Raw genomic sequence first — 23,281 nt, 5'->3', positions numbered from 1 at the left:
CCCGCGGGTGCGGGGACCGGGGTGCCCGCCGCCGCAAACACCAGCACCACACCGGATCAGCCCCGCGGGTGCGGGGACCGGTGACCGTGCTTACGCTCAATGTCGGCCAGCATCGGATCAGCCCCGCGGGTGCGGGGACCGGACTAATTATAGACATTTGTTTTGCAAGGGAAAAACAACCGAAGGAAATTCCACCGGCTATTTTGCCCTCTTTTTCAAGAAGCTGAATTATTAAAGATCCATTTAAAACAGCTAGTTATGCTCCTCGGGGAGAAAGCGCACCAGCCTTAACCCATCATAATCAATGGGTTGGCGCCTATTACGGCCGTACGTCTGAAACTCGAAGCCTGATTCGTGGGAGCTGGCCCAGGCCATCACCACGTTGCCGTCTTCGGCGAGTGCCTGCACTTGCTCCCATATCATTTCTCGAATTCTCTTGCTGACATCGCCCACGTAGACACCGGCTCGCACTTCCAAAAGCCAAATGGCCAAGCGGCCGCGCATGCGGGGAGGTACAGCTTCGGTTACAACAACCAGCATGGCCATAGCATCAGCTCCGATGGCCGGCATCGCCTATGGAAGGCGGCTCGGGAATGGCAGGTGGTACGGCTTCAGGCGGGGGCGGCGGCGGTTCGATATCGCCGGCACTCAAAACGTCTTCGATCATCGGAATCAAACGCTGAAGTAAGCGCGCCTGCTTGAACGCATCGCGGCAGGCAATGCGCACCTCGCGCTCCGGCATGGGCGGGTTGCGCGCGGCTACGCGAAACGCCGCCGGCACTACGGTTTCAAACTTCACGATATCGGCAATATCGTAGACAAAGCTGAGCGGCTTGCCGGTATGCAAAAAGCCCATGGCTGGCGCATAGCCGGCGGCCAGAATTGCCGCTTCAGTAATGCCGTAGAGGCAGGCAGTCGCCGCCGACAGGCACTGGTTGGGCACGTCGGATGCGCCCCATTCCGTCGGGTTATAGCGACGCCCATTCCATTTGACGCCGTACTGTCTGGCCAGCAACTGGTAGGTTTTGCGTACTCGTGCACCTTCCAGGCCGCGTAGCTGCTCAACGCTGCGTCGGGACGGCGGCTCTTCGCCAAAGCGCAGCTCGAACATTTTGCGTACAACTTTCAGTCGCAGTGAATCATCCAGCGCCAGCTTGGCCTGATATAACAACTTGTCTGACCGTGCGCCTCCTGGCTGACCGGTGCTATAGAGGCGCACACCTGCGTCACCGACCCAAATTAATAGCGTGCCAACCGTTGCCGCCAGTTTGACAGCGGCGTGAGAAATGCGCGTTCCCGGCTCCAGCAGCAAACAGGCCACCGAACCCACCGGAATGTGCATACGCTCGCCGTTGACTTCGTCAATCACGACAAAGGCGCCGTCGCGTACGTCAATCTGCCCCATCCCGATAAAAATCATCGACATGCGATCTTTTTCAGGAATGGGCTTAAGCGGTATAAAGCCCATACTGCCCTCCCCTGGCTAAGGGCGACGAAGTAAGAAAAGCCCGCAACCAAACGCCTTGGCCCGGCCCAGCCCGTTGGCCAGCGTATGCTTGAAAACGACAGGATCCTGCACCTCCAGCAGGCCTTCATAGTCTACCGTTGAAAACTGCACGCGCTGGCCGCTGCCCTTGTTCAGCACATGCTGACGATAGGCTCCCAGCTCGGGCTCCACGGGCAGGGTAAAGCCGGCACTTTCGGCACGCTGCGTGAGCCAGGCACGGGCCGCATCGTCCATGGCTTGCCGGCATTCCACGCTTTTGCGCTGTTCGCGTGAAAACGGCTTTTTGGCGGCCATCAAGACATCGGCTCGATGCCCACGCTTGCCTTTTTCCGCCTTGGCGATTGTCGGATTGGCACGCAGCCGAAACGCTAGCCGGTCACCCGGCTGCAATGCGGGAGCAAACGGCTTGCTGTCTACGCTTAACAACCCTTCAACCGGCACCGGCTCCCTCGATGACAGTACATAAAAAAGCGGCAGTCCCTTGGGTATCGCCTCATGCTCGGTTTCGTCCATTTCCTGACGAAACAGAAACGGGCGTTCTCCAACATGCTCGGGAAACAGCTGCCACAAAAGCTGGTGAGCGCTATAAGCCTCCCCGGCCATGACATTGAACAGCATAGTGCGGGAGAGAGCGTTCAAATCGACCTTGACGCGCGAAAGATACATTAGCGGCCCTCCTTGTCTTGCATGACTCGCCGATACTCGAGCCTGGGGCCAAACTGCCAGCGGCGGCGGTTAAGCGGCATGTCCCAAATATCGTTGTGCTCTACGCCCTCGGCGCTACCGTCAAGGCGATGGATCTCTCCTTCCCAAGCGTACAGGGCACGCTTCGAGGGCCGTAACGCTTTTTCACCGGCGTCGCTGCGGCCGTTCAGCGGGGGAAACTCGCTGTCCAGCGCATCTTTCAGCGTTTCACAGGCAACAACTATCGGCGACAGCGGCACTGCCGGCGGGCAAGCCTTGCGCCCGAGATAGAGACAAAAATACGGCCTTTCCAGCGCCTGGCGAAGCTCCGCCAGTGTCCAGGCTGCACCGGGCTTGAGCCAGCACGCGACGTTCCAGAGCCCGTCGCAACGGTAATCCCGCGCCGAAAGAATCGTGTTGAGATCCCCCTTCGGGATGCTCAACTCGTCCTTGCGGGTGCTGTAGCGCACCTTCGCTTTTGCCGGCGGCACCTGCACCGTGTGGTAGTCACGCATCAACGTGCCCGAAGAGCGCTGCTTTACCCCGAATGCCAGGCCTTCGCGCAGGGCTTTTTGCCCGGCATCGTCATCACGGCGAATGCCCAGCGCCGCGCCCACCAGCCCCAGCAGTGCGCTTTTGCCCGGATAGGAGGCCGTGGGTCGGGTCTCTCCCACGGCGGCCTCCCCCCAGCTTGCCAGGGGGGCGTATAGCCGAAATACCAGATAGTCCGTCATATCAGCCTCGCGTTACTGGTCACGCAGAAAAGCGAGCAGCTCATCGAGGCTTCCCTGCGTTACGTCACCGGACAGTTGCGGAGCGCTATAGGCAGGCTCGGCGGACACAACAAACCGGCTGTCAGCGCCGTCACCGTAAGCGTTATCAAACGCCTGGGCCTGGACCTCAAGCCGCTGGATGGCATCCAGGGACTGATCCTGCCCGTTGACCGGGCGCAGATACGCCATGGAAAGCGAGCGCGGCTGCTGATTACCCTTCTCGGCCAGCACGTAGCTCGCATGCGCCCGCGAGCCAAAGCTGTTCTGCTTGCCCTTGGGTGAGGTTTTCACCGCTGCTTCGACCAGAGCGGCAATCGCCTTGTCAGCCAGCTCTTGGTTATTGTTCAGGTTTTCGACCAGCTGGCGGCGATCAATGCAGAGATAGGTATAAAACAGCCCGGCACCGAAGCCAGCTTCGCCGATGTGGGCCGCGCCGCGGTCTTCGTCGCCCATGTTCAAGTCATCCACGGCGGTGAAGTAGTCATCTTCCACCTCGGCGGCATGCACGGTAATCGCATGAGCTACTTGGCACGCGGCATCCACGTTGTATTCGGGCACGGCGGCCAGCATGCGGCCAAACAGCGCTACGTCTGCCGCGGCGGGCCTGTGGCGCAAAAGCTTGAGCTCGCTGTCTTCCGGCTCACGATTTTCAGCCGCCAGGGTGGTAATTAGCTGATTGACCGCTTCCCGCTCTTCCGGCCCGACGTGTACCAGCTGCTCGATTTCAAACTCGTGGGCTTCGCCCTTGCCTACCTTGCGCAGCTTGCCGAATACGCCGGCAATTTTTTCTGCGCTGGCGATAGCGGTTTTTTCCTTGACGCCCTGCTTGGTCAGCTGATCGTAAACTTCCTTGCCTAGCCGCTTGGTACGGGTACCCACATGGCCGGCCAGCGCCTCTTCGAACAGATTAGAGGTGCGCCAGGTGCGCTTGAGGCTCTGCGAAGACACCCGTAGCCGCTTGGCTCCGCCCATCAGCGCGGTTTTAGGGCGGCCCAGATCGTCCCGGTTCAGGTTGGCCGGCGGGTAGGAGGTCAGCAGGTGGAGTTGGATGAAGTGGCTCATGATTCCCTTCCTGTAAAATAAAAAAATAACGTCATGGTGCTTCACCGCGGCAGCGGATTACGTGTCTTCATGGCGATAGCTCGCCGCAGCGCCGAAATAGTCGTTGGCCAGCATGAAGCCGAAGCGATGAGTCGGCCGCGCCGAAATCTCGCCGCTATACTCCCGCCACCACAAAGCAACAACGTCGGCCAGCCGAACGGCGCTCATCTCGCTGCGTCCGGCCAGCGCCAGCGCGCGCCTTAGCCGCTGCACCAGCTCTTCCGGCGTGCGGCAGGTGAGGATTTGCTGGAAGCGCAGCTCGCTCATGATGGGCTTGCCGGTAGATGCTTGTTGCCCAAGTCGCGCGGCCAGAGCTTTACCCGGCGTTTCGTTGCGCAGCTCGGCTAGCACCAGCGCGATACAGCTCCATTTTTCCAGCTGAGCCTCAATAAAGGGCGACTCAACCGTGGCCTCTGGCAGTAGGTGCCACAGCTCGCGAAAGGCCTGAGTCAGCAGCGCGGCATCGGGCGTATCGCAGCGGCGCAGGGCGGCTCGCACGCCTCGGGGTAATCCTGGCTGGGGCGTCAGCTGTTTAAGCTCCACCGGTGAAAGCGCAAGCCGCTGCCACCAGCGGCGCACGGCAACGGCTTCATCAAGCGACAGTGCCGCCAGCGACTTGAGCTCCTGATCATCGACAACAAGCCATTCCTGTGAGCTATCGGCTTCGGATGCTTCACTCATGCCGCACCTCCTTGGGTTAACGGTGACTTCTCTGTTTGGGCCGTTGGCGCAAAACCGTGCTGGCTGATGAAATCCTTGACGGCCTTGCTGCCTTTGCTTCTCCCACTTAAAAAGCCTTGCAGCTGGCGGCGGGCATCCGTCGCACGCTGCCAGTTCATGTTTTCCTGGGCACCGCTCAGCGCCTGATCGTCAAATAGCGCGAGCGCTTCGCGGCGCAGCACCAAATACCAACTCTGGGCAATGTCCGCCGGCATGACAGTCGTCTCTGCTTTTTCCTGCAAGATGGCAGTCAGGCGTGACACCGTATGGAAAAAGGCATCGTGGGTGGCCGAGAAAAACTGCTTGTCGACCTGACTCATGTCGCCCTTGGCATCGGCAAGACGCTTGAACCACGCAGCCTTGATCTGATTGCGTGTGGCGCTGGCCACCTGCTGGGCAAGCCCGGTCAACTGCTGAACCCATTCCCGCAGGATGTCCTGGCTCGATTCAGGCAGCTCCACCAGCGGCATCTCCACGCTGTACCAGCCGCGCGTCTTTCCCTTATCCAGGTCATAACCGGAGATCCATAGACGCATCTGCTTTAGCAGCGCCTGTACGTCTTCGCCCCAGCGGCGCTCTTCGTCGACCAGCTTTTGTTTGTGGTTGATGTAGTCCAGCACTACGGCAGCGGGCATTGTGCCGCTGCCTTCAGGATCATTCAGCACAAGGCCCGGCCAGTGGCGGTAGCCCAGCCCGCTTGGCTGGCCTTTTTGTGACAGGGGAAGCTCTGCCGGCTTTTTGGGGTCACGCCGGTACGGCGTCAGCGGGTGCTGCCAAGGGCCATCGTAATTGGCACCCTGCTTTTTACCGCGCACCTGCCGCACTATCCGATCGGTTTCGCGCCCGCACAGGTCACACGAACATTTATCCGGCTCAATCAGCAGCCGAAAACGACGAGGCACTGACCAGTAGGCATGCAAGGGATGCACATGTTCGGGCAATACTTCGGTGCCCTTTTTATCGCTGATGCGGGTATCGGCTATCCAGAAAAATAGGTCGGGATCGTCAGAACGCGGCTCGGTCCAGCGCTGCCCTTGCTGGACCAGCCTGCTCGAGGGAAGCACGTTGAGCCACAGGCGCTGCCACAAGGTTGCATCGGCGGACTCCGGCATCACCAGCGTGGTCAGCGGCCCGCCGCCCCTTAACCCTACTCGAATGCCGGCCCCACCGGCCGGGGCGTTCACCTGCATGGTAAACAGCGCCAGCGCCGCGCAGGCCTCGCACATCGCATCCACGCGCCCTCGCTTGACGAACAAGTCTATATTTTTCGTAATGGTGCTTGCACCGGGAGAGTCAATCAGCAGGGCACTGACGGAGGTGTCCTTGACGTCATCCAGCGGGTCCAGATCCTGCATAAAGCGCGGGCCGTCACCGTCCAGCTCAAAGGCGCTTTCCAGCGGCGCAAACGCTTTCTGTAGCGTGTCTGGTCTGGGCGGCTCAATCAGGTAGTCCAGCCACTCGCCGTGATCGGCAAGCGGCAGCGCTGTTTGCAAAAGGCCCAGCAGGAACTGATAGGCCCCCGCCTGAAAATCTGCCCGAGGGCAAGCCAGGTTAATCACGTCCGGATGGGCCATATCCGCTGGCGGCCGGTACTCCACCGAGCCATCGCGCATCAGGCAAGGCAGCCAGCGCGCACCGTTAAGCAGGTTCATAGTCACACCTTTTTTATTAAGGTTCATAACAGATCTTTTTATTTATGTAGCGAGTATGCTCGGATTTTGCGCTGGCTGTCAACTGAGGGGATAATCTGCCGCGGTTCGCCGCAGCCGCGGCGTTGGACCTGTTCAGAACAGTTCTTGTATCCGCTCCCCGCGCCAGCGGGGCTTTCCCTGCTGAATCAGTCGCCTAGACTCCCAGGCGCAACCCCCATTTCTGGTCGTAAGTACAGCTTTCATCCGCTTCAACCAGCCAGGGGCGCGTGTAGTGCAGCGCCTTGTGTTGCTCCTGTAATGCTTCCCACTGCGGCTGATAGCGCGCTGGAGGCATGGCTAACTTTTCCGCCTGACTCTGGCGCAGCTTGGCCTGGCTCAGCATAGCTGCGTGGCGCTCGCCGCCAGCCCAAAGTTGCAGTCCGTCTTCCGCAGTGCGCGTCAGCAGCGCGACGTTGACCGTCGGCTCGTCAATCAGGCGCGTGCCGATTTCCTGCTCTTCCTGCCACTGATGGCCGCTGACATAGCCGTCTTCAAGCCTGAGCGCGTTGAAGTTGGCCATGGAAGCCGCCATTTTCTGCATGCCCTTTTGCTCAAAGCGCGCGTCCTGCAGCGCATCGGGCACCAAATCAATAACGGCTCCATAAACGCTTTCCAGCAAATGGCGCGCGTCATTCGGCATCCGCAACACGCCGGTCTCACGCAACACGCGCTGGGTCAGCCAGATGAGCGACGTATCGCGATATACCGCCTGAGTCCCCGGTAGCACCCGCTGTAGCCATTCGGCATCCGGTACTTCGGTCCATTCAGGTGCCAGAACCTGCAATAGCGGCTTTCTACGTGGGCCACGCGCATGGCGCTGCAAACGACCGGCGCGCTGAATCAGCAGGTCAATCGGCGCGATATCGCTGATCATCAGATCCACGTCGCAATCCAGGGATTCCTGAAATACCTGGGTACTGATGAGCACCTGGCCGCGGCGAGTATCCGGCGTGGAGTGCTTGCCCAGGCGCTGGATGACATCAGCCTCAATACGCTGGCGGTCGCACATGGCAAACCGGCTGTGAAACAGCAGGCAACGAGCAGCATCCGGGTGGCGTTTTTCGATAGCCTCAAAAGCCCGAATGGCATCATCGACCGTGTTACGCACCCAGGCGACGCACTCTCCTCTCTCGACCGCTGCCAGCACTGAGTCCACGCACTGTTCTTCATCGGTTAGCCAGCCGATATTCACGGAGCGAACGACTTCCGGCCGCGTGGCCAGCGGCGTTTCGGTAACGCCGTGAATACCGGCATGAGTCAATAGCGGGAATTCTTGCTTGCGCGAGCCTTGTGGCTCGGCGTTCAGGCCTTCTTGCCAAGCTTTCAGCAGCTCATCACGCATGCGCAATGGCAGAGTGGCCGTCAGCAAAATGGCGCTACCGCCCTGACGGGCGTGGTGGGTCAATAGCTGCCCCAGCAGTCCCTGCATGTAATGGTCGTACGCATGTACCTCATCGACCACCAGCACCTTGCGCGCCAGTCCGTAAAGTCGGAGCGACTGATGCCTGAAAGGCAGCAGCGCCATCAGCACCTGGTCGATCGTTCCCACGCCCACATCCGCCAGCAGCGCTTTTTTACGCGAGTCGGCAAGCCAGCGGTTACACCGGCTGGAAGCGGTCATGTCGTTGGCGGCGTATTCGCCGTCTTCGGGCTGGGCACCTTCCAGCGAGCCCATGAATTCATCGTTGAGATCCCGAGCACCGTGGGACAGCACCAGCGAGGGCGAAGAATCCGCGGTAAAAAAGTGGCGATGCAGCTTGCCCATTCGGGAATACATGGCGTTGGATGTCGCCATGGTGGGTAACGCAAAATACAGGCCGTCACCGTGCCCGGCGACTAACAGCCGCTGAGTGAGAATACCGGCAGCTTCAGTCTTGCCTGCCCCAGTCACGTCTTCAAGAATGCACAGCTGGGGACCGTCGGAAAGCACCAGCTCTTCTGCCGCTTTTTGCAAAGGAGTTGGCGTTATAGTGGCACCGCCAAACCAGCTATCCATGCCCCGGTACGGTAGTGCCTGGGGCCGTGATGCAAAGCCTGTTCCTTCAAGCACGGCCCTGGCGCGGGATAGCGCCAGTGGCCAATACTCCGCTAGCGGCACGCGCTTCTGGCAATACGGGAAATACTCGCGGCTGGAGCCCAGCCAGTCGCTGAGCGTGGCCCAGCCGGCAACGGTCCAGCTTAACGCTTGTAGCGCGCCCCGCCATTCGGGAGACGTCAGCTTATCCACGGCCCAAACCGGCGAGACAATATCTGCCCAGTCGGCAATAAACTGCCGAGCGGCCTCGGTATCATCGACTACGTCATCACTGATGAAAAACTGCTCGCCTCGGCACTGGCCGCTTTCTACCGGCTTGCCGTGATGGCCGAAGAAAGGCGTGGATAAAATACTCAGTGTCTCGCTGAGCTGATGGCGTTGTTCACGCCCCAACCGGCCGGATGGCCATTGCAAGGTGCCGTCCCTGAGCCATTCGATCCAGTTTTCCTGCCAAAGCACAGCCCCCAAACAGTCATGCCGTTCGGTGTAGGCGGGTGCGTTCACTATCGGCACCAGTCCAGTACGCGATGGCTGAAAAAGCCCCTGAAACGCCCGAGAGAACTTGCCCAGATCATGAACCCCGAGCCAGAAAACCAGCAGTTGGCGCAACGCTTCTGGCTCAAGCCCCAGCCGAGCCGCCAGCTGCCGAGTTAGCTCTGTGTCCGGTGCCAGCAAACACCAGCCTACGGCGGCGACGTCCAGGCTGTGATAAGGCAGCAAATGGCACTCGGCTTTACCATCGTCAGAGGCAGCTTTACCCCAATATAAAAAATACGGCATTGATGCATCCCTGCTGTCGCGTAGTTCCCTCCATCTAAGCACTTCCCTTCATCCCCGACCATTGATGCGTATCATGCTTTCGCCGTGGGTACGGCTGCGGGGCGAGAGAAAAGCCGCTGGACAATTCCCTCGCTGCGTTTTGTTATGTTATAACACTTCTCCTTTTTCACGCCGTTTTCATGCGCCACAGTCGGGAGGCGCCATGCCTGCGCACCGCTCAAGCCCTCAACAGCACACCCACCGGCATAACCGCGAGGGGCCTTGCCACTTTTCCCTGATGTCGCTGTCGGCGGGGCGGCGGCTTTTGCTGTGCGCTCTGCCGCTTTTGGCGCTGTGGGCGCTGGTGGCCTGGGCGACGGGGTGGCTGTAATGGCGCAAGAATCGGCGCTTCGGCTGGACAACCTGCATCTGGCCCAGGGGCAGCGCAGCGTGCTGGAGGGGGTCAGCGGCGTCATCGCCGACGGCGCGGTGACGGCGCTGATCGGCGCCAACGGGGCAGGCAAAAGCACTCTGATCAAGGCGCTGATGGGCGAGCTGCGACCCTTTGCGGGCAAGGTGCATTGCACGGTGCCCAGGGCGCGGCGGGCCTGGCTGCCCCAGCAGCTGGCGCTGGATCTGTCGTTTCCCATGAGCGTGGAGGAGCTGGTGATGACCGGCACCTGGCCCAGCCACGGGGCGCTTAAGGGCTACTGCGCGGCGCACTACCGCCGGGGCCGGGAGATCATGGCGCGGCTGGGGATTTCCGGCGTGGCGCACCGGCCGCTGGGGGAGCTTTCCGGCGGCCAGCGCCAGCGCGCGCTGATCGGCCGGACGCTGATGCAGGAGGCCAAGCTTTTGCTGCTCGACGAGCCGTTCGCCAACGTCGACGGCGAGACGGTGGATATTCTGATTCCCATTGTGCGCCGGATGGCCGATGACGGCGCCACGGTGATCGTGGTGCTTCACGACATGGAGCACCTGAAGCGCCTGGCCGATAGCGTGCTGCTGCTGCGCGACGGCGGCGGCGAGTGGTTGTCGCCTGACGCCATTGCCGCGCCCACCGCCTCCGCCCACCTCAGCGCGGGGGTGTCCCATGATTGATCTACTGCACGCCTGGCTGGTGGCGCCGTTCGACTATGGCTTCATGCGCCGGGCGGTGGTCGGCGGGCTGGCGCTGTCGCTGGCCGCTCCGCCGCTGGGGGTGTTTCTGGTGCTGCGCGGCATGAGTTTGATCGGCGACGCCATGGCCCATGCGATTCTGCCCGGGGTGGCGCTGGGCTTTTTGCTGGCCGGCTTTTCGCTGCCGATGATGAGCCTGGGCGGGGTATTGTTCGGCCTGGCCATGGCACTTTTGGCCGGGGCCGTATCGCGAATGGGCGGCCAGCGCGAAGACGCGGCCATGGCCAGCTTCTTCATTATTTCGCTGGCCGCCGGGGTCATGCTGATTTCGCTCGGCGGCAGCAGCGTGGACCTGACTCACGTGCTGTTCGGCTCGGTACTGGCGATCAACTCCACCGCGCTTTTGCTGATCGCGGCGATCAGCAGCGCCATTGTGCTAACGCTTTCGGTGATCTTCCGCGCGTTGGTGGTGGAGTGCCTGGATCCGCTGTTTCTGCGCGGCCAGAGCCGGCGCAGCGGCTGGGTGCACAGCGTGTTCCTGGGCCTTTTGGTGCTCAATCTCACGGCGGGCTTTCAGACGCTCGGCACGCTGATGGCGGTGGGCCTGATGATGCTCCCGGCCACGTCGGCACGCTTCTGGAGCCAGCGGCTGGAGGGGCTGATGGGCATCGCCGTGGTGCTGGCGATGATGGCCAGCACCGGGGGGCTTTTGCTCTCCTACCATTTGGATCTGCCGTCCGGGCCGAGCATTATCCTGCTGGCCGGGGCGGGGTATTTTTTCTCGGCGCTGTTTGGCCGCTACCACAGCCTGGCGGCGCGCTTTCGTCGCCGGGCCGAGCCGCTCGCGCGGGACTGACGGGAGGAAGCCCCCATGCGTTTGACGTCTGCTTTTCGCCACGCCCTTGCGCTGGCGCTATCGGCCACGCTATTCGCTACGCTTGCCCTTCTCCCGCCTGCCGCGGCGGCCGCGGAGGTGAGGGTCGTGGCGAGCTTTTCCATCCTTGCCGACATGGCCAGGCAGGTGGGCGGCGAGCACGTAGAGGTAACGTCGCTGATCGGCACGGACAGCGACGCTCACAGCTACTCGCCGAGCCCCGGCGATGTGCGCACGCTTTCCCGGGCGGATCTGGTCGTGTTCAACGGGCTGAACTTTGAGGGCTGGATGGAGCGGCTGCTGAAAACCAGCGACTATCAGGGCAGGAAAGTCGTCGCTACCGAGGGTATCGAGCCGCTGAAGCACGCCGGCCATGACCACGGCGGCGCCGACCCCCACGCCTGGCAGGACATGGAGCGGGCAAAAACCTACGTGGCCAATATCCGCGATGCCCTGGTGAAGGCCGACGGCGATAACGCCGCCGCCTACCGCGCCAACGCCGACGACTACCTGGCGCGGCTGGACGAAGCCGACGCCGACATACGCCAGAGGCTTGAAGCCATCGCCGACGATACCGCGGTGATCACCGGCCACGCCTCCTTTGGCTATTTTGCGCAGGGCTACGGGCTGCGCTTTCTGGCGCCGCAGGGGCTTGCCACCAGCGCCGCCCCCAGCGCCGCGCGCATGGCGGAACTGATCGAGGTGATCGAGACGCAAAACGTGCGCGCGCTGTTCTACGAGAACATGACCAGCCCCAATACCATTGACCAGCTCGCCGAAGAAAGCGGCCTTCCCATCGCCGGCACGCTGTACGCCGATGCCCTGGCAAGCGAAGGCGAGGCGGCAAGCTATATTGGCATGATGCGCCACAACGCCCGGGTGCTGCACCGGGCGCTGGCGAACTGAGCCTCGAGCAGCCGACCGCGGGGTTAGTCGCCCTTGGCGGCCATGCGGTCGGCCTGGACGATTTCGATCCAGTAGCCATCGGGGTCCTTGATGAAGACAACGTCCTTCATCTTGCCCTGGTCGGCGCGCTTGACGAAGGTGACGTCGTGGGCGTCGAACCACGCCTGGGCGGCCTCGAGGTTGGGCACGCTGATGCAGATGTGGCCGAAACCCTGGGGTTCGGCGTTGCCGTCGTGGTAGGCAAAGTCTTCCTCGTTTTCGGTACCCCAGTTGTGGGTCAGCTCAAGGATACCGGTCTGGCTGAAGGTCCAGGCGGTGCGCGCCTCCACGTCTTCGGGCACGCGGCTCGCGTCGTCCACGTGGGCGAGGAAATACAGCGAGAAATTCATCTCTGCGAAATCCAGCCGGCGCATCACCTGCATGCCCAGCACGCCGGAATAAAACGCCAGCGCGCGCTCGGGATCCTTGACGCGCAGCATGCTGTGGTTGAAGCGGAATCCTTCCGTCTCGGGCGGCGTGGGGACTGCGCCCGGCTGCGACTCACCGTGAAACGACATGCGTTTTCTCCTTTAGCGTCATCGAAAAAACAGGCTGGTTGAGAGGCGGCGTCTAAAGCGTTTGCGCGCTATGGCCGATGGTGTCCTTTACCCGCTCTCTCTGCTCGGCGTCGGCGCAGTGCACCACTACCGTCCACTGGCCGGCCTCCGTCGCCGCCCGCGTCCTGTTCAGCACGCGGTCATGGTCCGGGCGCATCGAAATCGCCCCGGCCAGCAGCAGCGCCAGCACCGTACACAAGAACCCCAGGGCAATAAACGTCATCAGCGGGCTTGACTGGGTGGCCGTCGGCCCGAAGACAACCAGCACCCCGGCAAGCGCCACCCCCAGGATCAGCCCCGCCAGCCCGAGCCTCACGTGCGACTTGATCAGCGACTGCCTTACGCCTCGCGACTCCGGCTCCACCTGGCGCGCCATCTCGTCGCTGCCGTGGGGCTTGACGAGCCTGACCTGGGCGGGCGGTACCCCGGCCTGATCCGCCAGCGCCTTGACCGCCCGGTCGGCCTCTGACTGGTTGTCGTATTCCGCCGTTACCTTGTGAGGATACTCCTCGCCCAGCACTGCGTCTTGATTTGCCATACGGCCACCTCCAATCATGTAGTTTGCGCTGATGTAGCCCTAACATAGCCAAAAAAGAAGGGTTTGCCGACCGGCCACTTCCCCTCTCGATCGCAAAAGCGAAAAATGATGCAATGCGAACAAGGCAGGTTGACGCCCCCGGCTCAGGATGCTCTGCTTTATCGTGCCAATAACAGGAGGAAGAGGATGCCAACCGATACTCAGCACAACGATACTCTGCTGGTTGAAAAGCAGTCCGGCGAGGTGCTCGGCCCGGTGCAAGGCACTGTGGAAGGGTCAAGCGTCGTCGTCGAAGCCATCGAGGAAATCGTCAAGGGCGACGTACTCATCCATCGCCTCAGCGATGAAAGCGACATACGCCTGGTGGTGCATGACCCGGGCTATCAGCCGCAAGTGGGTAGCGTGCCCGCGCACTACAAGGCCCAGGTGGAGCCAGAGTCCTGATCGGGCATTGACCGCCCGTTTACGCAGCAACCGTATCGACAACCAAGGAGACAAGGCATGGAAATCACCATCCTGAACAACGGCCTGGAAGACGATGCTTTCCATGAGCTGGCAGCCGGGGAGCAAGGTACTGCGCTGCGCAAGGCCGCAAAGGATCATCTGGGCGAGAAAGAGCATACCGAGAACACGCTGCAAAAACTGCGCCAGGAGGATCCGGCCGCCTTCCAGCATCTGGAAACCGAAATGACGATGCACGCGCTGGAAGTGGCCAATCTCTCCCAGACCACGGCGATTGCACTGCGCCTGAACCTGGCGGGCGACAAGAAAACCTGAGCAGGATAGCTGCCTCCCCGGGGTCGCCAGCGCATCGCCGGAAGGCGTTTTTGCCCTGAAAAAACAAGCCTGACAAAAGCATGCCGCGGCCCTCGCGGCATGCTTTTTTGTCGATGACTGTCGCGCCCTTCAGGTATCCTTCCCTGACAGCCACCCCACGGGAGAGCCAGATGACGTTACCCGCCCCCGGCGGCTACCTGCAGGCCCTGCAGGCGCACACGCCGCTGGTGCACTGCATTACCAACTTTGTGGCGATGAACTCGAGCGCCAATATTTTGCTCGCCGTGGGCGCCTCCCCGGCGATGCTCCACGCCCGGGAAGAAGCCGGGGAGTTCACCGCCCTGGCCGATGCGCTGTCGATCAACATCGGCACGGTCAGCCCGGATTTCGCCGACGGCATGCTCGCGACCACCCGCGTCGCCTGCGACAGCGCCACGCCCTGGGTACTCGACCCGGTGGCCGTGGGCGCCACCGCCTACCGCCAGCGCCTGTGCGCCGAGCTGATGGAGCGCTCGCCCGCGCTGATTCGCGGCAACGCCTCGGAAATTTTATGCCTGAACGGCATGGCCACCCCCGGGCGCGGCGCCGACAGCACCGCCAGCACCGCCGAGGCGCGCGATGCCGCCGTCGAGCTGGCCCGCCGCCAGGGCTGCCTGGTCGGCGTCAGCGGCGAGGTGGATCTGATCACCGACGGCGAACGCCTCGCCCGCGTCTACGGCGGGCACGCGCTGATGCCGCGCATTACCACGCTTGGCTGCGGGCTTTCCGCTACGGTGGCGGCGTTTCTGGGCGTGGCCGACGCCACGCCCGACAGCCGTTTCGCCGCCGCCAGCGCGGCCTTTGGCTGCTTCGCCGTAGCCGGGGAGCGCGCCGCTGCCAAGGCCTCGGGGCCCGGCAGCTTTACCCCGGCGTTTCTGGATGCGCTTTACCAGCTGACCCCGGACGACCTTGACCACCACCTTTCGCTGGAGAATCGCGATGGAATTTGACTTGTCCGTTTATTTGGTCACCGATACTGACCTGTGCAGCGAGGCCGGCGTGGAACACACCGTGGAAGAGGCCGTGGCCGGCGGGGCGACTATCGTCCAGCTGCGCGACAAGCTCGCCTCCGACGAGGCCATGATCGAGCTGGCCCGGCGCCTGAAAGACGCGCTGGACGACCACGCCGAGCTGACCGGCCGGTACGTGCCGCTGATCATCAATGATCGCCTTAACGTCGCCCTGGAAAGCGGCGCTGACGGCCTGCACGTGGGCCAGAGCGACACCGCCGTGCGCGATGCCCGAGAGGCCATGGGCGAAGAGGCCATCATCGGGCTTTCGATCCACAACGCCGAACAGCTGACAAAAGCGCCGCTTGAGCTGCTCGACTACGTCGGCTTTGGCCCGGTGTTTGCCACGCAGAGCAAGGCCGACCACTCGGCGCCCATCGGCTTTGAGGGCCTGGCGGCGCTGGTCGAGGCCTGCCCCATGCCCGGGGTTGCCATTGGCGGGGTCAAGGCGGAACACGCCGAGGCAGTCAAGCAGAGCGGCGCCCGGGGCATGGCGGTGGTCTCGGCCATTTGCGGCCAGCCCTCGCCCCGGGAGGCAGCCCAGGCCCTTGCCCAAAGGTGGCAGGCGGCGCCGAAAGCGCCCTAGGTGGGGCGACGGCTCAGGCTGGTGCGGCGGTCGTGGTAGGCAATGGCCAGGCCGCTTGAGATGATCAGTACGCTGCCGACCAGCACCCAGACATCCGGCAGCTCCCCCCAGAACCACCAGCCCAGCAGCACCGCCCAGAGCAGCGCGGTGTAGTCGAACGGCGCGGCAATGGCCGCCGGCGCATAGCGAAACGCCAGCGTGATGAAGCCCGCGGCCCCCACGCCGAATACCCCGGAGGCCAGAAAGCCAAGCCAGTGCCAGGGGTGGGGCGTGACCCAGACCCAGGGCAGCGTGGCCGCGGTAAGCAGCGCCGGGACCAGCGCAATGTAAAACACCAGCGCCCAGAAGTGCTCCCGCCCGCCGTAGCGGCGGGCGGTGATCATGGTCAGCGCATAGCAAACCGCCGCGGCCACCATGGAAAGCGCGCCGGCGTTGAACGCATCGCCCCCCGGGCGCACCACGATGAGCACCCCCACAAAGCCTACCAGCGAGGCGGCCATCACCGGCGGCGCAATCCGCTCGCCCAGAAGCGGCACCGACAAAAGGGTGACAAACAGCGGCGCCACAAAAGCAATGGCCGTGGCCTCGGCCAGCGGCAGAAGCGTCAGCCCCAGCACGAAAAAGCCCATGGTGCCGGTATAGATCAGCCCGCGCAGCAGGTGCACGCCGGGCCGCCGCGTACCCAGGGTACGCAGCCCGCCGCCAAAATACGCCAGCATGGCAATCAGCGGCACGGCGACCACGTTACGGAAGAAGACAATCTCCAGCGGCGAATGCACCTCGCCCAGCCATTTGGAGACGGCATCGCCCAGCGCCAGAAACAACACGCCGGTACACATATAGCCGATGCCTCTGAGCGAGGGTGACATAACGCCCTCCTTTCCGTTGAACCGTGCCGCTTAACGCTGCCGAGCCCTGTCGCTGAACCATGCCGTCGAACAAGGCTGCCGCCGCTGACCCATTCTGCGCCGTTACAGGCTGGCGTTGACCACCATGCAGTCCATGCCGCTGGCCTTCAGCCGCTGGCAGGCCTGACGCGCCTGGGATTTGCCCAGCGCGACCAGCCGCGCGCGAAACACCTGCTCGGGACCGTCGAGCGCGCCGATCGAAACCTCGCCGCTGACGCCGCCGGAAAGCTGGTTGGCGGCCTGGTTGGCCAGCCGGCGGGCATTGGCCTGTTCGCTGAACGCGCCCACCTGGATGCCCCAGCCACCGGCAGCGTCGCCCACGGCGGGGGTGGCGTCGGCCATCAACGGCTCGAGCGGGTCCTCTCTGTCAGCCGCCGGCTCGGCGGCCGGCGCGGGCTCGGACTCAAACGCGGGCCGGCTCTCTTCTGCGCGGGGCGCGGCGGCCGGCGCCCTGGCCTCTACCGTATCCACGGCGGCGAGCATCGGCCGCTGCGTCCTCGGGTTGGTCGGGGTCGGCTCGTCGGGGGAGATCAGCCCGCCAAAGGCCATGAACTCCCGGGAAAAGCGCGTATCGGCAAGCCAGGTGCCGCGGTCGCGCAGCGTCGACCGGGCAAAGCTGCGGTCGAGCAGATCCGTCATGTGAGCATCCCGGGACTGGGAGCTGAAGCCGCCCATGACGATGCCGACCATGCGCCGGCCGTCGTGCACGGCGGTGGTCGCGACGTTGAAGCCCGAGGCGCGAATAAAGCCGGTCTTGAGGCCGTCGGCACCCGGGTAGTTTTTCACCAGCCGGTTGTGGCTGGTGTGGGTCTTGCCGCGGTAGGCAAAGGTCTGCAGGCCGAAATAATGGTAGTACTGGGGGAAGTCCTGCATGACGTGGACCGCCAGGGTAAGCAGATCCCGGGCGGTAGTCGCCTGCTGATCGTCGGGCAGGCCCGAGGCGTTGCGGAAGGTGGTGTCGTGCATGCCCAGCTCACGGGCCTTTTGCGTCATCTGCCGGGCAAAGGCGGCTTCGCTGCCGCCCAGCGCCTCGGCCAGCACCACCGCCACGTCGTTGGCGGATTTTACCGTCAGCGCGCGGATGGCCTTGTCCACGGTGATGGTGCTGCCCTTGGCCAGCCACAGTTTGGACGCCGGCATGGCGGCGGCTGTCCCGGACACCGGCAGCGGCTGATCCAGGGCCAGGTCGTTGTTCACCAGCGCTTCGAACGTCAAATAAAGGGTCATCATCTTGGCCAGCGAAGCGGGATAGCGGCGGGCGTCGGCGTTTTCCGCATACAGCACCTCGCCGTTGTCCATATCGACCACGATGCCGGCATAGCGCGGGTTCTCCGCCCTTGCCTCGGTCACCAGCGTGGCGGCAAGCAGCGCCGCGAACATCACCACGAAAGCCAAAGCCCTGCGTCCGGGTCGGCAGCAGCGGGCAGACGAAGCAAAAAGCGGCGCGTATGGCATGGAAGTTCCCTCCAACGTTGGCGCAGACGGTGTTGATACAAAAGCAGGCCGGCGTCAATGACAAGCCGCCGTATCAACGGTGCAATAACCGGGCAATTACTGTATCTAAACGCAAAAAAACCGGCCGGACAATCCACCCTGCGCAATTGACAGGGGAAAGTCCGGCCGGTTTGCGCTTGCGGCAGGGCAAGCGCCGCACGTTATTCGTCTGCGGCGGCCTCTACGGCGGGGCGATCGACCAGCTCGACGTACGCCATGGGCGCGTTGTCGCCGGGGCGGTAGCCGCACTTGAGGATACGGACATAGCCGCCCGGACGCTCGGCGTAGCGCGGGCCCAGCTCGCCAAACAGTTTGCCCACGGTGTCTTTCGACCGAGTGCGGGCAAACGCCAGACGGCGGTTGGCGACGCTGTCCTGCTTGGCCAGAGTGATCAGCGGCTCGATGACGCGACGCAGCTCCTTGGCCTTGGGCAGGGTTGTCTTGATGATTTCGTGCTCGACCAGCGAGGCCGACATGTTCTTGAACATGGCCTTGCGGTGCGAGCTGGTGCGGTTCAAATGACGACCACTCTTACGATGACGCATGGTTGTGATTCCTTACCAAACTGGGACTTGAGGCGACGCTCACGCGGAGGTCTTGTCGTCCTTCAGGCTAGCGGGCGGCCAGTTTTCCAGCCGCATGCCCAGCGACAAGCCGCGCGCTGCTAGAACATCCTTGATTTCGTTCAAGGACTTTTTGCCGAGGTTGGGTGTTTTCAACAGCTCCACTTCGGTGCGCTGAATCAGGTCACCGATGTAGTAGATGTTTTCGGCTTTCAAGCAGTTGGCGCTGCGGACGGTCAGCTCAAGATCGTCTACGGGGCGCAGAAGAGTCGGATCCACCTGATCCTCTTCTTCCTCGACTTCCTGCTCTTTGTCGGCTTCCAGATCGACGAAGGCGGCCAGCTGCTCCTGCAGGATGGTCGCGCTGCGGCGGATAGCCTCTTCCGGATCCAGGGTGCCGTCGGTTTCCAGGTCGATGATCAGCTTGTCGAGGTCGGTACGCTGCTCGACACGGGCTGCCTCGACCGCGTAGGAAACCCGGCGCACCGGGCTGAAAGTGGCATCCAGCTGCAGGCGGCCAATGGCGCGGGTCTCTTCGTCGGAGTCGCGCACGTCGGCCGGCTCGTAGCCACGTCCCAGCGCCACCTTGAGCTGAATGTCCAGCTCCGCCCCTTCGTTGACGTGGGCGATGACGTGATCCGGGTTGACGATGTCGACGCTGTGATCAAGCGCAATGTCGCCAGCGGTGACGACGGCCGGGCCCTGCTTGTTCAGCGAGAGCACCGCCTCTTCCCGGCTGTGCATCTTGATCGCGACATCTTTCAGATTCAGGAGGATCTCGATGACATCTTCCTGCACCCCTTCCAGCGCGCTGTACTCGTGCTCGACGCCCTTGATCTCGGCCTCTACCACGGCGGCGCCGGGCATGGACGAGAGCAGAATGCGGCGCAGCGCGTTCCCCAGGGTGTGGCCAAACCCGCGCTCAAACGGCTCGAGCACGATCTTGGCGTGATGTGCGTTGATTTCTTCGACCTTGATATCGCGGGGACGGAGAAACTCTGTCACTGAACGCTGCATAAGAACACCTTTCAGGCTGCCAAACGGTTAGGTGGTACTCGACCGCCCGAGCAGCGCGCGCAAGGCGCCGGCCCGGGCAACGAGCGCGTGCAATGGGGCACCGCGCTTACTTCGAGTACAGCTCGACGATCAGGTTTTCGTTGATGTCGGCAGACAGGTCACCGCGTTCAGGCAGAGCCTTGAAAGTGCCTTCCATCTTCTTGGCGTCGGTTTCGATCCACTCCACATCGCCGCGGTTGGCCGAAATGGCCAGCGCGTTCTGGATGCGAGCCTGGTTCTTCGCCTTTTCGCGAACGGAAACCACGTCGCCGGCCTTCACCTGATAGGAGGCAATGTTGACGGTCTTGCCGTTCACGGCGATCGCCTTGTGGCTCACCAGCTGGCGCGCTTCCGCGCGCGTGGCGCCAAAGCCCATGCGGTAGACGACGTTGTCCAGTCGGGTTTCCAGCAGCTGCAACAGCACCTCGCCGGTCGCGCCCTTGAGGCGAGCCGCGTGCTTGTAGTAGTTGCGGAACTGATTTTCGAGTACGCCGTACATGCGACGTACTTTCTGCTTCTCGCGAAGCTGCAAGCCGTAGTCGGAAAGACGCTGACGGCGCTGGCCGTGCATACCCGGAATTTGCTCGGATTTACACTTCTTCTCGAAGGGGGTGACGCCACTCTTGAGGAAGAGGTCGGTACCCTCACGACGAGACAGTTTACATTTGGGTCCAGTATAACGAGCCATGAATCTGTCTCCTTAAACGCGGCGTTTCTTCGGCGGACGGCAGCCATTGTGGGGGATGGGCGTCGCGTCGGTGATGCTTTGCACACGGAAACCAGCGGCGTTCAGTGCGCGCACGGCGGATTCACGGCCGGGTCCTGGGCCCTTGACCAGCACGTCGACGTTTTTCACACCATACTCGGCTGCAGCGTTTGCTGCACGTTCACTTGCTACTTGAGCAGCGAACGGGGTGCTCTTGCGAGAACCACGAAAACCCGAACCACCGGCGGTCGCCCAGGAAAGGGCGTTGCCCTGGCGGTCTGTGATCGTCACGATCGTGTTGTTAAAAGAGGCGTGGATATGCGCAACGGCGTCCACTACCTGCTTTTTAACCTTCTTGCGGTTAGTACGCGGGTTAGCCATGTTGATGTTTCTTCCTGTCTTTACGCCAGAACGTGCGTGTTATTTGCGGATCGGCTTACGCGGGCCCTTGCGGGTACGCGCGTTAGTCTTGGTCCGCTGACCACGCAGCGGAAGACTGCGACGATGACGCAGACCACGGTAGCAACCCAGATCCATGAGACGCTTGATGTTAAGCGTAACGTCACGGCGAAGGTCGCCTTCTACGGTGTACTTGCCAACTTCGGACCGCAGGGTGTCGACTTCTTCAGAAGACAGCTCCTGGATCTTGGCAGTCGGCGCGATACCCGCGGCGGTACAGATGTCCTGCGCGCGAGTCCGGCCGATCCCGAAGATATAGGTCAGCGAGATCGCCGCATGCTTGTTGTCCGGGATATTGACGCCTGCAATACGGGCCATCAGCTTACTCCGAAATGTGAGCGGCTTGCTCGTTGTTCATCGTTAAAAGGCGCAACAGCATACCCCTTTGAACGCGGCCATGCAATGGCTCGCGTATAGGGGTATGCCGGCACCCGCTTGAATGCAGCTTGGGGGTTACCCCTGGCGCTGCTTGTGCCGCGGTTCGCTGCAAATGACGCGCACGGCGCCGTTGCGACGAATGATCTTGCAATTACGGCACATCTTTTTTACGGAAGCTCGAACTTTCATCGTTCTTTCTCCAATGCGGCTGCGTCCAAAACGGCTGCGACGCGCCTTAGCGCATGATGCCGCCGCTGCCGTAGCCTTTCAGGTTGGACTTCTTCATCACCGAGTCATATTGATGCGACATGAGATGCGACTGCACCTGGGCCATGAAGTCCATGATCACCACGACCACGATCAGAAGCGAGGTACCGCCAAAGAAGAACGGCACGTTCCACGCCACGATGAGGAACTGGGGCATCAGGGAAACTGCGGTAATATATAAAGCACCGAACAGGGTCAGACGCGTCATGACCTTGTCGATATAGCGAGCCGTCTGCTCGCCGGGGCGAATGCCCGGCAGGAAAGCGCCTGACTTTTTGAGGTTGTCAGCCACATCCTTCGGGTTGAAGACCAGCGCTGTGTAAAAGAAGCAGAAGAATACCACCGCGAGGCCAAAAAGCAAGATGTAAAGCGGCTGGCCCGGCCCCAGGGCCTGGGACGCGCGCTGCAGCCATTCCATGCCCTCGCCGGCACCCACCCACTGGCCGATGGACGCGGGGAAAAGCAGGATGCTGGAGGCAAAGATCGCCGGGATAACGCCGGCCATGTTCACCTTCAGCGGCAGATAGCTGCTCTGGCCTGCATACATCTTGTTGCCGACCTGGCGACGCGGATAGTTCACCTTGAGGCGGCGCTGGCCGCGCTCGATGAAGACCACAAACGCCACGGTGGCAACGCCCAGCGCCGACAGCGCCAACAGCGGCAGCACGTTCCATGCCCCCTCGTTGCGGGCAAGCTCGAACGCCTGTCCCACGGCGCTTGGCAGCCCGGCGACGATCCCCGAGAAAATCAGCAGCGAAATGCCGTTGCCGATACCCTTTTCGGTGATCTGCTCGCCCAGCCACATCATGAACGTCGCGCCGGCCACAAAGGTGATAACCGCAGTGAAATAGAAGCTGATATCAGCGCTATAGGCAATGCCTTGGCTCGCCAGGCCCACCGACATGCCGATGGCCTGAATAAAGGCCAGTATCACCGTACCGTAACGGGTGTACTGGCTGATCTTGCGGCGGCCGGCTTCACCTTCCTTCTTGAGCTGCTCGAGGTGAGGCGAAACCGCTGTCATCAGCTGCATGATGATCGACGCCGAAATATAGGGCATGATGCCCAGGGCGAGAACACTCATGCGCTCCAGCGCACCCCCCGAAAACATGTTGAACATGCCGAGAATGGTGCCCTGCTGCTCCTTGAACAAGGCAGCAAGCTGGTCAGGATTGATACCGGGGATGGGGATATGGGCACCGATACGGTACACCACGATGGCGAGAAGCACGAAGCGCAAGCGCGCCCAGAGTTCACTCAGTCCGCTACCCATCGCCGGCATGTTTCCTGACTTGGCCATTTAGTCCTCTACCTTGCCGCCGGCGGCTTCGATCGCGGCCCGGGCACCCTTGGTGACCTTGATCCCGCGGACGGTAACCGCCTTGTTCAGTTCGCCGGAAAGAATGATTTTCGCGTAGCGCGTGGCATTCTTCAGCACGTTGGCCTGCTTCAGGGTCTCCAGGGTGACCTCGTCACCGGCGACCCGGGCAAGCTCGGTCAGGCGCACTTCTTCAAAGGAGAGCGACTTGGCCGAGGTAAAGCCGAATTTCGGCAGGCGGCGCTGCAAGGGCATCTGACCGCCCTCGAAGCCCGGCATTACGCTGCCGCCGCTGCGCGACTTGAGGCCCTTGTGGCCGCGGCCGCCGGTTTTACCCAGACCGGAGCCGATACCACGCCCCACGCGCTTGTCGGCGTGCTTGGAGCCCGCTGCGGGGCTCAGGCTGTTAAGTTTCAT

28 protein-coding genes and 1 CRISPR repeat array (1 of these 29 only partly in view) are annotated in these 23,281 nt (G+C 62.4%); of the genes, 8 read left to right on the top strand and 20 right to left on the bottom strand.

From position 1 onward, the window contains the following. Positions 1–142: a CRISPR direct-repeat array (repeat unit 29 nt; unit sequence CGGATCAGCCCCGCGGGTGCGGGGACCGG) (it extends 2,511 nt beyond the left edge of the window). Between the two features lie 110 nt (positions 143–252). From cas2e to cas3, 8 genes are all read right to left on the bottom strand, one after another. After that, positions 253–546: a type I-E CRISPR-associated endoribonuclease Cas2e gene (gene cas2e, locus P1P91_RS02480; RefSeq protein WP_311884297.1), complete on the bottom strand. Its 294-nt coding sequence runs from the start codon at positions 544–546 to the stop codon at positions 253–255. A gap of 4 nt (positions 547–550) precedes the next feature. Then, entirely contained in the window at positions 551–1,468 is a 918-nt protein-coding gene (cas1e, locus tag P1P91_RS02475) for a type I-E CRISPR-associated endonuclease Cas1e (RefSeq protein ID WP_311884296.1), read from the bottom strand. 15 nt (positions 1,469–1,483) lie between these two features. Next, positions 1,484–2,173, bottom strand: coding sequence for a type I-E CRISPR-associated protein Cas6/Cse3/CasE (gene cas6e / locus P1P91_RS02470; protein WP_311884295.1), 690 nt, complete (start codon positions 2,171–2,173; stop codon positions 1,484–1,486). Beyond that, positions 2,173–2,925, bottom strand: a complete 753-nt coding sequence (gene cas5e / locus P1P91_RS02465; protein WP_311884293.1) for a type I-E CRISPR-associated protein Cas5/CasD — start codon at positions 2,923–2,925, stop codon at positions 2,173–2,175. The genes cas6e and cas5e overlap by 1 nt, the downstream gene beginning before the upstream one ends. A 12-nt stretch (positions 2,926–2,937) precedes the next feature. Continuing rightward, positions 2,938–4,026 (bottom strand): type I-E CRISPR-associated protein Cas7/Cse4/CasC, encoded by a 1,089-nt coding sequence (gene cas7e, locus P1P91_RS02460; protein ID WP_311884292.1) that lies wholly within the window; start codon positions 4,024–4,026, stop codon positions 2,938–2,940. A 57-nt stretch (positions 4,027–4,083) separates the two neighbouring features. Next, entirely contained in the window at positions 4,084–4,746 is a 663-nt protein-coding gene (gene casB, locus P1P91_RS02455) for a type I-E CRISPR-associated protein Cse2/CasB (RefSeq protein ID WP_311884291.1), read from the bottom strand. After that, positions 4,743–6,437: a type I-E CRISPR-associated protein Cse1/CasA gene (gene casA, locus P1P91_RS02450; protein WP_311884290.1), complete on the bottom strand. Its 1,695-nt coding sequence runs from the start codon at positions 6,435–6,437 to the stop codon at positions 4,743–4,745. The genes casB and casA overlap by 4 nt, the downstream gene beginning before the upstream one ends. A gap of 193 nt (positions 6,438–6,630) precedes the next feature. Beyond that, positions 6,631–9,231, bottom strand: a complete 2,601-nt coding sequence (gene cas3 / locus P1P91_RS02445) for a CRISPR-associated helicase Cas3' (RefSeq protein WP_311884289.1) — start codon at positions 9,229–9,231, stop codon at positions 6,631–6,633. Positions 9,232–9,493: 262 nt separating this feature from the next. Here cas3 and P1P91_RS02440 point away from each other — a divergent pair, with 262 nt between their 5' ends. Genes P1P91_RS02440 through P1P91_RS02425 form a run of 4 tightly spaced genes read left to right on the top strand, consistent with a single transcriptional unit; the run spans position 9,494 to position 12,169 of the window. Continuing rightward, positions 9,494–9,661, top strand: coding sequence for a hypothetical protein (locus tag P1P91_RS02440; protein ID WP_311884288.1), 168 nt, complete (start codon positions 9,494–9,496; stop codon positions 9,659–9,661). Beyond that, on the top strand, positions 9,661–10,371 hold the full coding sequence (locus tag P1P91_RS02435) for a metal ABC transporter ATP-binding protein (protein WP_311884287.1): 711 nt from the start codon (positions 9,661–9,663) through the stop codon (positions 10,369–10,371). The genes P1P91_RS02440 and P1P91_RS02435 overlap by 1 nt, the downstream gene beginning before the upstream one ends. Further along, complete coding sequence (locus P1P91_RS02430) at positions 10,364–11,245, top strand: metal ABC transporter permease (RefSeq protein ID WP_311884285.1); 882 nt, start codon at positions 10,364–10,366, stop codon at positions 11,243–11,245. The genes P1P91_RS02435 and P1P91_RS02430 overlap by 8 nt, the downstream gene beginning before the upstream one ends. 15 nt (positions 11,246–11,260) lie before the next feature. Continuing rightward, positions 11,261–12,169 (top strand): metal ABC transporter solute-binding protein, Zn/Mn family, encoded by a 909-nt coding sequence (locus tag P1P91_RS02425; RefSeq protein ID WP_311884283.1) that lies wholly within the window; start codon positions 11,261–11,263, stop codon positions 12,167–12,169. A gap of 23 nt (positions 12,170–12,192) precedes the next feature. Here the strand turns inward: P1P91_RS02425 and gloA are convergent, their stop codons facing one another. Together gloA and P1P91_RS02415 are read right to left on the bottom strand one after the other, a co-directional pair. Further along, complete coding sequence (gloA, locus tag P1P91_RS02420; RefSeq protein WP_311884282.1) at positions 12,193–12,726, bottom strand: lactoylglutathione lyase; 534 nt, start codon at positions 12,724–12,726, stop codon at positions 12,193–12,195. Positions 12,727–12,778: 52 nt separating this feature from the next. After that, positions 12,779–13,303: a hypothetical protein gene (locus P1P91_RS02415; RefSeq protein WP_311884281.1), complete on the bottom strand. Its 525-nt coding sequence runs from the start codon at positions 13,301–13,303 to the stop codon at positions 12,779–12,781. Between the two features lie 186 nt (positions 13,304–13,489). Here P1P91_RS02415 and P1P91_RS02410 point away from each other — a divergent pair, with 186 nt between their 5' ends. The 4 genes from P1P91_RS02410 to thiE all read left to right on the top strand — a co-directional run bounded on the left by P1P91_RS02410 (position 13,490) and on the right by thiE (position 15,715). Then, positions 13,490–13,747, top strand: a complete 258-nt coding sequence (locus tag P1P91_RS02410) for a hypothetical protein (protein WP_311884279.1) — start codon at positions 13,490–13,492, stop codon at positions 13,745–13,747. Between the two features lie 57 nt (positions 13,748–13,804). Then, complete coding sequence (locus P1P91_RS02405) at positions 13,805–14,080, top strand: hypothetical protein (RefSeq protein WP_311884278.1); 276 nt, start codon at positions 13,805–13,807, stop codon at positions 14,078–14,080. 170 nt (positions 14,081–14,250) lie between these two features. After that, positions 14,251–15,069 (top strand): hydroxyethylthiazole kinase, encoded by an 819-nt coding sequence (gene thiM, locus P1P91_RS02400; RefSeq protein ID WP_311884276.1) that lies wholly within the window; start codon positions 14,251–14,253, stop codon positions 15,067–15,069. Beyond that, positions 15,059–15,715: a thiamine phosphate synthase gene (gene thiE, locus P1P91_RS02395; RefSeq protein ID WP_311884275.1), complete on the top strand. Its 657-nt coding sequence runs from the start codon at positions 15,059–15,061 to the stop codon at positions 15,713–15,715. Before thiM ends, thiE begins: the two co-directional genes overlap by 11 nt. On the opposite strand, the gene P1P91_RS02390 is transcribed toward thiE, so the two are convergent. From P1P91_RS02390 to rplO, 10 genes are all read right to left on the bottom strand, one after another. Then, on the bottom strand, positions 15,712–16,584 hold the full coding sequence (locus P1P91_RS02390) for a DMT family transporter (protein WP_311884273.1): 873 nt from the start codon (positions 16,582–16,584) through the stop codon (positions 15,712–15,714). The two genes, thiE and P1P91_RS02390, sit on opposite strands and share 4 nt — an antisense overlap. Before the next feature lie 102 nt (positions 16,585–16,686). Next, complete coding sequence (locus tag P1P91_RS02385; protein WP_311884271.1) at positions 16,687–18,003, bottom strand: D-alanyl-D-alanine carboxypeptidase; 1,317 nt, start codon at positions 18,001–18,003, stop codon at positions 16,687–16,689. Between the two features lie 275 nt (positions 18,004–18,278). After that, the gene (gene rplQ / locus P1P91_RS02380; protein WP_311884269.1) at positions 18,279–18,662 is read right to left on the bottom strand and encodes a 50S ribosomal protein L17; all 384 of its coding nucleotides are present in this window, start codon (positions 18,660–18,662) and stop codon (positions 18,279–18,281) included. A 39-nt stretch (positions 18,663–18,701) separates the two neighbouring features. Then, positions 18,702–19,697, bottom strand: a complete 996-nt coding sequence (locus P1P91_RS02375; protein ID WP_311884267.1) for a DNA-directed RNA polymerase subunit alpha — start codon at positions 19,695–19,697, stop codon at positions 18,702–18,704. Positions 19,698–19,803: 106 nt separating this feature from the next. Continuing rightward, complete coding sequence (gene rpsD / locus P1P91_RS02370; protein ID WP_311884265.1) at positions 19,804–20,424, bottom strand: 30S ribosomal protein S4; 621 nt, start codon at positions 20,422–20,424, stop codon at positions 19,804–19,806. Positions 20,425–20,436: 12 nt separating this feature from the next. Then, positions 20,437–20,823, bottom strand: a complete 387-nt coding sequence (rpsK, locus tag P1P91_RS02365) for a 30S ribosomal protein S11 (protein ID WP_311884263.1) — start codon at positions 20,821–20,823, stop codon at positions 20,437–20,439. Positions 20,824–20,862: 39 nt separating this feature from the next. Then, a complete protein-coding gene (gene rpsM / locus P1P91_RS02360) occupies positions 20,863–21,219 on the bottom strand; it encodes a 30S ribosomal protein S13 (RefSeq protein ID WP_311884261.1) in 357 nt (118 codons plus the stop codon). Positions 21,220–21,354: 135 nt separating this feature from the next. Continuing rightward, positions 21,355–21,468 (bottom strand): 50S ribosomal protein L36, encoded by a 114-nt coding sequence (rpmJ, locus tag P1P91_RS02355; RefSeq protein WP_008959154.1) that lies wholly within the window; start codon positions 21,466–21,468, stop codon positions 21,355–21,357. 46 nt (positions 21,469–21,514) lie between these two features. Continuing rightward, complete coding sequence (secY, locus tag P1P91_RS02350) at positions 21,515–22,846, bottom strand: preprotein translocase subunit SecY (protein ID WP_311884256.1); 1,332 nt, start codon at positions 22,844–22,846, stop codon at positions 21,515–21,517. Beyond that, a complete protein-coding gene (gene rplO / locus P1P91_RS02345; protein WP_311884255.1) occupies positions 22,847–23,281 on the bottom strand; it encodes a 50S ribosomal protein L15 in 435 nt (144 codons plus the stop codon).

This window comes from Halomonas piscis (assembly GCF_031886125.1).
Taxonomy (GTDB): Bacteria; Pseudomonadota; Gammaproteobacteria; order Pseudomonadales; family Halomonadaceae; genus Vreelandella; species Vreelandella piscis.
Note: the sequence above shows the minus strand (reverse complement) of the source record. Positions and strands in the feature narration are given on the sequence as shown.